Annotated in this window: 5 protein-coding genes; 2 read left to right on the forward strand and 3 right to left on the reverse strand. The window is 53.6% G+C overall.

From position 1 onward, the window contains the following. Window positions 1-8 precede the first annotated feature (8 nt). Both XI25_RS17690 and XI25_RS17695 read left to right on the forward strand, forming a co-directional pair. Window positions 9-896, forward strand: a complete 888-nt coding sequence (locus XI25_RS17690) for an NAD(P)-dependent oxidoreductase (RefSeq protein ID WP_082112409.1) — start codon at window positions 9-11, stop codon at window positions 894-896. A 161-nt stretch (window positions 897-1,057) separates the two neighbouring features. After that, a complete protein-coding gene (locus XI25_RS17695; protein WP_046678588.1) occupies window positions 1,058-2,002 on the forward strand; it encodes a copper amine oxidase N-terminal domain-containing protein in 945 nt (314 codons plus the stop codon). Between the two features lie 155 nt (window positions 2,003-2,157). On the opposite strand, the gene ppnP is transcribed toward XI25_RS17695, so the two are convergent. The 3 genes from ppnP to XI25_RS17710 all read right to left on the reverse strand — a co-directional run bounded on the left by ppnP (window position 2,158) and on the right by XI25_RS17710 (window position 6,012). Beyond that, a complete protein-coding gene (ppnP, locus tag XI25_RS17700) occupies window positions 2,158-2,478 on the reverse strand; it encodes a pyrimidine/purine nucleoside phosphorylase (protein WP_046679541.1) in 321 nt (106 codons plus the stop codon). A 103-nt stretch (window positions 2,479-2,581) separates the two neighbouring features. Then, entirely contained in the window at window positions 2,582-4,597 is a 2,016-nt protein-coding gene (gene tkt, locus XI25_RS17705) for a transketolase (protein WP_046678587.1), read from the reverse strand. A gap of 368 nt (window positions 4,598-4,965) precedes the next feature. Further along, complete coding sequence (locus XI25_RS17710; RefSeq protein WP_046678586.1) at window positions 4,966-6,012, reverse strand: 2,3-butanediol dehydrogenase; 1,047 nt, start codon at window positions 6,010-6,012, stop codon at window positions 4,966-4,968. Between the last annotated feature and the right edge of the window lie 578 nt (window positions 6,013-6,590).

Raw genomic sequence — 6,590 nt, forward strand, 5'->3', positions numbered from 1 at the left:
GAAAAAAAATCGGATTTATCGGTCTAGGCACGATGGGAGCTCCCATGGCCTCCAATCTGCTTAAACAAAATTACGATGTGACGGTATACAACCGTACGGAAGAAAAATGCCGCCCGCTGGCGGAGCAGGGTGCCTCAACCGCATCCACCCCGCGGGAAGCCGCCGAAGGAGCGGATGTCGTCATCACCATGGTCAGCAATGACGACTCCGTGCGCGACGTGTTCTATGGCGAGAACGGCGTCCTCGCTTCGCTGACGGCCAGCATGACCGTCATTGACTGCAGCACGATCTCTCCTGCCCTCGTTAAGGAAATCGCGGCCGAGGTATCCGGCAAAGGCGCTTCCTTCCTTGACGCTCCCGTAACGGGCAGCAAGCCGGCCGCCATTGACGGCACGCTTGTCTTCATGGTTGGGGGCGATCAGGCTGTGATCGAAGCCCATGCCGACGTGTTCGACACCCTAGGCAAAAAAGTAATCCCCATGGGCCCGAATGGCAGCGGCGCCGTGGCCAAGCTTGCCCACAACACCGTGGTCGGCATCAATAACCTCGCGCTTGCCGAAGGCTTTGCCATTGCCGCCAAGTCCGGCATTCCGGCACACAGCTTCCTTGAGCTGGTCCAGCTCGGTTCCGCCGGCAGCAAAGCTGCCGATTTGAAGGGACGCAAAATCATCGACGGCGATTTCAGCAACCAATTTTCGCTTGCCCTGATGCTGAAGGACTTAAAGCTGGCTTCTTCCCTTACCGACGGAATCGGCATGCCTTCACCGATGCTGAATCTGGCCAAAAGCCTGTTCCAGGCCGGTGCCAGCGAAGGCTATGGCGAAGAGGATCTCTCCTCCGTCGTGAAGTGTTACGAAGCCTGGATCGGCCAGACGATCGGCGGCAAACAGCTGTAATTTCTTTGTCATGAGAGCCTGCCCGCCGGGTAATCTATCCATCCCTTTTCCTGCGGATAGAGACCGGTTGGCCAGGCTTTTTTCGTTTTCGCGTTCAGGCCATTTTCGCAACCTTTTGGGATTCATGACGTTAATTAACCTGAAGGGAGGAATTTCCTAACATGAACAAGAGAAGTTTGAAGACATGGACAACCGCTGCCCTTATTGCAGCCTTCCTGTCCCCAGTGCTTGCTCCGCCTTCGGCACAGGCTGCGCCGGATTCCGGCCCTTCCGCTTACATTAACAGCGGAAAAGCGTACGGAAGTGTCTTGATCCGGGAAGGGAACACGTTTGTCACCCTAACCGACCTCAAAAACCTGGGCAGCTATAGTTTCCGGTACGACAAAGCCAACCAGCAGGTGACCATTAGCACGAAAGGAACCCAAGCGGTTTTGACGATCGGAAGTAAGACGCTGCAGATCAATGACAAGAAGACGACTTTACCCGTCGCTCCTTTCCTTTACAAAGGAAAAACCATGATGCCGCTTCGAGCCGTATCCGAAGCCTTCGGAGCCAAGATTTATTGGAACGGTCCCGCCAAAACGGCTTATATCGCCAAGCCCGATGCCAAGGTGATCGCCGATCTGAAGAGCGGCAATCTGACAACGGCACGCAATGCAGCGCTGCAAGTTCCTATAATCTCCTCGATCCCCAAGCCGTCTCCCGAGATGACTTATATGGAGATGCAGGGCGTAAACTACTATTTCCCGAAAGGCAAGGCGGACAAGTACTTTGAAGTCGACAACGATCTGGCCAGTTATTATGAGATTCGCAACAACATCGTGGAACTGAAGTGGCAGGCCAAGCTGGATTACGCCAAAGGAAAGAATGCGAAAAGCGGCATATTTTTCCTTTCGCACCACTTCGTGAAAGAAATCGGCAAACAGCCTGACGTCAACGGCTGGACCGTGGCCGAATTCAAATTCCGGTATCCGGTCGGCGTTACTACCTACCGTTTGCTGAACGGCAAGGGCGAGATTTCCGGCGGCTTTGCCGAACTGGACAATCAAAGCCCGTCCTATCAAGGCGTCATCGTCGAGATTCCGGAGGAATCGGGCACAAAATAGCAAAGGATTAGCGGGCTCAGGGCTTTGCCTTGGAGCCCGTTTTCTCGGATTAGACGTTTTTCTTATGAACGCGCTGCTTCCTCTGAACCCGCCTGCCGTCCGTTATGGCCCTGGCGGCGGCTGCAACATCCGAGCCTCCAGGGGCGCCACCAGGCTTACAGCTCGGACGGATAAGAGCAGCAGTAGTCCGTAACCTTCCGGATTTCCAGCTTAAACGAAGAGTTCGCCGGCACGTTAAATGTCGCTTTCCCCTGAATCTCGCGCCACTCCTGTTCCCCCGGCAGCAGTACCTTTAGATCCCCTGACAGGATCTCCATAATTTCCGGGCCGTCCGTACCGAATTCGTAACTGCCCGGCAGCATGATGCCCAAGGTTACTTTTCGGCCATCCTCCAAAATAACCGTACGGCTGGTGACCTGGCCTTCATAATAAATGTTTGCCTCTTTCTGGATAACCGCATTGCTGAACTGTGACATGGACCTCTTCTCTCCTTTCAGTCATATGTATATATAGATCGGCACCCGCAATATTGCGGGTGCCGATATCTATTCATCAGGACGTTGAAGACGCCTATGGTGATTAAAGCAGCGCCTTCACGCGGCTGACCACATTTTCAACGGTAAATCCGTATTCCGCAACGACGCGGTCGCCGGGCGCGGAAGCGCCGAACGTGGAAATGCCCAAAATATCGCCTTGATCGCCGACATAACGCTCCCACCCAAACGGATGAGCCATTTCCACGGCAAGGCGTGCTTTGACGTCCGGAAGCAGGACGGAATCCTTATAAGCTTTATCCTGCTGGTCGAACAGATCCCAGCTTGGCATGCTGATGACGCGCACATGGATGCCTTCTTGGGCCAAAGCTTCCTGGGCCTTAACCGCAAGCTGAACCTCGGAGCCGGTTGCGATAATTTGTGCCTGTGCTTTGCCTTCCTTCGCGTCGGCAACAACGTAAGCACCGCGTTTGATGCCTTCACGGGCGTTATCCACCGTTCCGGCCAGGATTGGCAGGTTCTGGCGCGTCAACACAAGCGCTACCGGACGATCCTGATTCTCCATGGCATATGCCCAGGCAGCGGAGGTTTCGTTGGCGTCGGCAGGACGGATGACGGTCAGGCCAGGAATGATGCGCAGGGAAGCCAACTGCTCGATCGGCTCGTGAGTAGGACCGTCTTCGCCTACCGCAATACTGTCATGCGTCAATACGTACGTTACCGGCAGCTTCATGAGAGAGGCCAGACGAACAGCCGGACGCAGGTAATCGGTGAATACGAAGAAGGTACCTCCGAATACTTTCAGACCGCCGTGCAGGGCGATACCGTTATTCGCGGCTGCCATGGCAAACTCGCGTACACCGTAGTACACGTTGCGGCCCTCATAGCTGTCAGGCGTAAAGGATGCCAGATCGTTGAGATGCGTCATCGTGGAGCTTTCCAGGTCGGCAGATCCGCCCAGAAGCTGAGGCACGCCGGCAGTCAGACCGTTCAATGCTTTACCGGAAGCGACGCGGGTAGAAACCGCTTTGTCTTCGGTGCTGTATTTCGGCAGGTCTTTGTCCCAACCTTCAGCCAGCTTGCCGGCAACGGCAGCTTCAAACTGTGCCGCCAGCTCCGGATAGGCCGCTTTGTATTTGGCGAACTGCTCTTCCCAGGCTTTATAAGCCGCGATGCCGCGATCTTTCGCTTGAGCAAAGTGCTCGCGAACTTCTTCAGGCACATAGAAATCTTCTTCGTATACCCATTTGTAAAATTCCTTGGTCAGCTTGGCTTCCTCGGCTCCCAGCGGGGAACCGTGCGTACCGCCATGGCCGCCCTTGCCCTGCTTGTTCGGGCTTCCGTAACCGATGATCGTTTTCACTTCGATCAAGGTCGGACGGTTGGTGTCTCCTTGCGCTTCGGCAATCGCCTTTTCGATGGCGGGAAGGTCATTTCCGTCTTCAACGCGCAGTACCTGCCAACCATACGCTTCAAAACGCTTCGCCACGTTTTCGGAGAATGCAAGGCTCAACTCGCCGTCCAGCGAAATGTCATTGGAGTCATACAGCATAATCAGCTTGCCCAGCTTCAAATGTCCGGCCAGGGAAGCGGCCTCCGCCGAAACGCCTTCCATCAAGTCGCCGTCGCCGCAAATGGCGTAAGTATAATGGTCCACGACTTTAAAATCGTCTTTATTGTATACAGCACCCATATGAGCCTCAGCCATTGCCATGCCGACAGCCATGCTAACCCCTTGTCCCAAAGGACCGGTCGTTGCGTCAACACCGGCGGTATGGCCGAATTCCGGATGTCCCGGGGTCTTGCTGCCCCATTGGCGGAACTGCTTCAGATCGTCCATCGATACATCGTATCCGCTCAGGTGAAGCAGGCTGTACAGCAGCATCGAGCCGTGTCCGGCCGACAATACAAAGCGGTCGCGGTTGATCCAGGAAGGCTGGTCGGGATTATGATTCATCGTTTTGGCAAACAGCTGGTATCCCATTGGCGCGGACCCCATCGGCATGCCGGGATGTCCGGATTTTGCCTTTTCGATGGCATCGATGGCCAATGTCCGGATGGTAGCAATGGACAGGTTGTCAATCGTCTGATTGGTTGTCATGATTCGTCCTCCTCAAATACGGTGCTAAATGCAAGCTTGTTCCGTTGTCGTCTGCCCTGGTTACAAGGCTGAAAGGCAGTTAGGAATGTTGAGAATATCATTTTGACTCTTATTGTATCACCTGCGGCGTTTCATTTCCATATGCGAATTTATCATTCCCTCTTTTTGGCCTCTCGCATCCCATATGCATTATGTCCCATCATGGATCGGTTATAACCGGATAAACAACGTTTGAAGCATGGAATAAGCCGTATTAACCTTTTGGAAGGTGACTCCTGCTCGGACGATAAGGATTACGGGGTTACGATTCCTTGCATCCAAAAAAACCGGAATCCCGATCGGGATTCCGGTTTCGTATCATTGCGTCATTACTCGGCTTTCACGAGGATTTTAACCTGGTTTCTCTCTTTGAGAAGCCCTTCAAAGCCTTCGTCAACGGCCTGATCCAGCTTGATTCTTTTGGTAACGAGTTTGTCGGCCTGGAAGTACCCCTGCGCCATCAGGCTGATGACCGCCGGGAAAACGTCACGGTAGCCGATAATCCCGGTCACGGTGCGTTCTTTCAGGACGATATTTTGCGGATGAATCGAAGCTTCCTTCTCGAAAATGCTGACAATCATCGTTTCGCCGCCGATTCTGGTCGAGTTGATCGCCTGGGTCAGCACCGGAGGAACCCCGGTAACCTCAAAGGCAACGTCTACCCCGCCCTGCGTGCGTTTATGAATTTCTTCAACCGCATCGTATTGTTTCGGGTCGATTACGATGGCACCCAGTTCGGCCGCTTTCTGTTTCCGTTCTTCCGAAAGCTCGACCGCATAGATTTCAGATGCGCCCGATGCTCTTAACGCTTCAATGACGAGCAGGCCGATCGGCCCCGTGCCGAACACGGCCGCTTTGTCTCCGACTTTCAGTTTGCTGGAGCGTACCGCATGCAGCGCCACCGCGGAAGGTTCAACCAGCGCGCCCTGCTCGAAGGATACCGATTCAGGGATTTTGTGAATCATCGCTTCCGGTACGGCCGCATACTCGGAGAAACCGCCGCCCCCGCCGGCAAGCCCGTAGAAGCCCATTTTATCGCAAAGGTTGTATTTGCCCTGTTTGCAGGCCTCGCAGGTTCCGCAGGAGTAGATCGGTTCCACGACCACGCGGTCTCCCACCGCCGCGCGGGTCACGCCTTCTCCAACTTCCACCACTTGTCCGGAAAATTCATGCCCCATTGTGATCGGGGCTTTGTCTCCGCTGAGCGGATGGGGTTCAAGAGGGATAAATATCGGCCCTGCCGTGTACTCATGCAGGTCGCTGCCGCAAATGCCGCACCATTCCACTTTTATTTTAACTTCGCCTTTTGCCGGCTTAGGTTCCTCGATGTTTTCCAATCTCAGGTCTTTGACACCATGCCATCTTAAAGCTTTCATCGCAAACTCATCTCCCAGTAAAATTGTAATCCGTTTAATTGCATATCTAGTGTACTCCTAAATTTTAATATTCACAAAGTTAATATCTTAAATTATTGTCATTTCCAGACGAATTTACTTTCTTATCCATAGGAGGTGTAAAAAGGGCCTCGTTGCGCATCCAAAATCGTTTCCCTTTTATGGAGACGGATGATACATAAGAAAAACGTCTATCGACGTACTTTCACTGAAGACAGACCGCATTTAGCGGAAGTTTTTCTTGCGAGATAAGGAAGCCGAGTCTTTCGAAGCTTATACTTTCTTATCTCGTAAAAAAAGACTCATCTCTACCGACTGCGCAATGAAAAACGATAACTCGCGTCCCCTAGGTGGTTAAAACCAGGGACGGGAGCGTCAAGTATGGATGAGCTTTCATAATACGATGGCATGTTTAAGCATTAACTCTCTTTAGCGCGAGCCGCGGTTTTTTGGCTTTCAGCAGGCGGTCCATCGCAGAACCGCCCTGCTCTTCCGCGGCCGCCGCCTTGCCCCCGCCGGATGCTTTGGGCGGCGGTGGTGGAGGAGGCGGGCTCGCGTAG

The sequence above is a fragment of the Paenibacillus sp. DMB20 genome, from assembly GCF_000987955.1.
Classification (GTDB): Bacteria; Bacillota; Bacilli; order Paenibacillales; family Paenibacillaceae; genus Paenibacillus_AQ.

Excerpts from the sequence above, each read along its gene's own strand:
- XI25_RS17695 (WP_046678588.1), top strand. The coding sequence starts at position 1,058 with ATGAACAAGAGAAGTTTGAAGACATGGACAACCGCTGCCCTTATTGCA.
- ppnP (WP_046679541.1), bottom strand. The coding sequence starts at position 2,478 with ATGTCACAGTTCAGCAATGCGGTTATCCAGAAAGAGGCAAACATTTAT.
- tkt (WP_046678587.1), bottom strand. The coding sequence starts at position 4,597 with ATGACAACCAATCAGACGATTGACAACCTGTCCATTGCTACCATCCGG.
- XI25_RS17710 (WP_046678586.1), bottom strand. The coding sequence starts at position 6,012 with ATGAAAGCTTTAAGATGGCATGGTGTCAAAGACCTGAGATTGGAAAAC.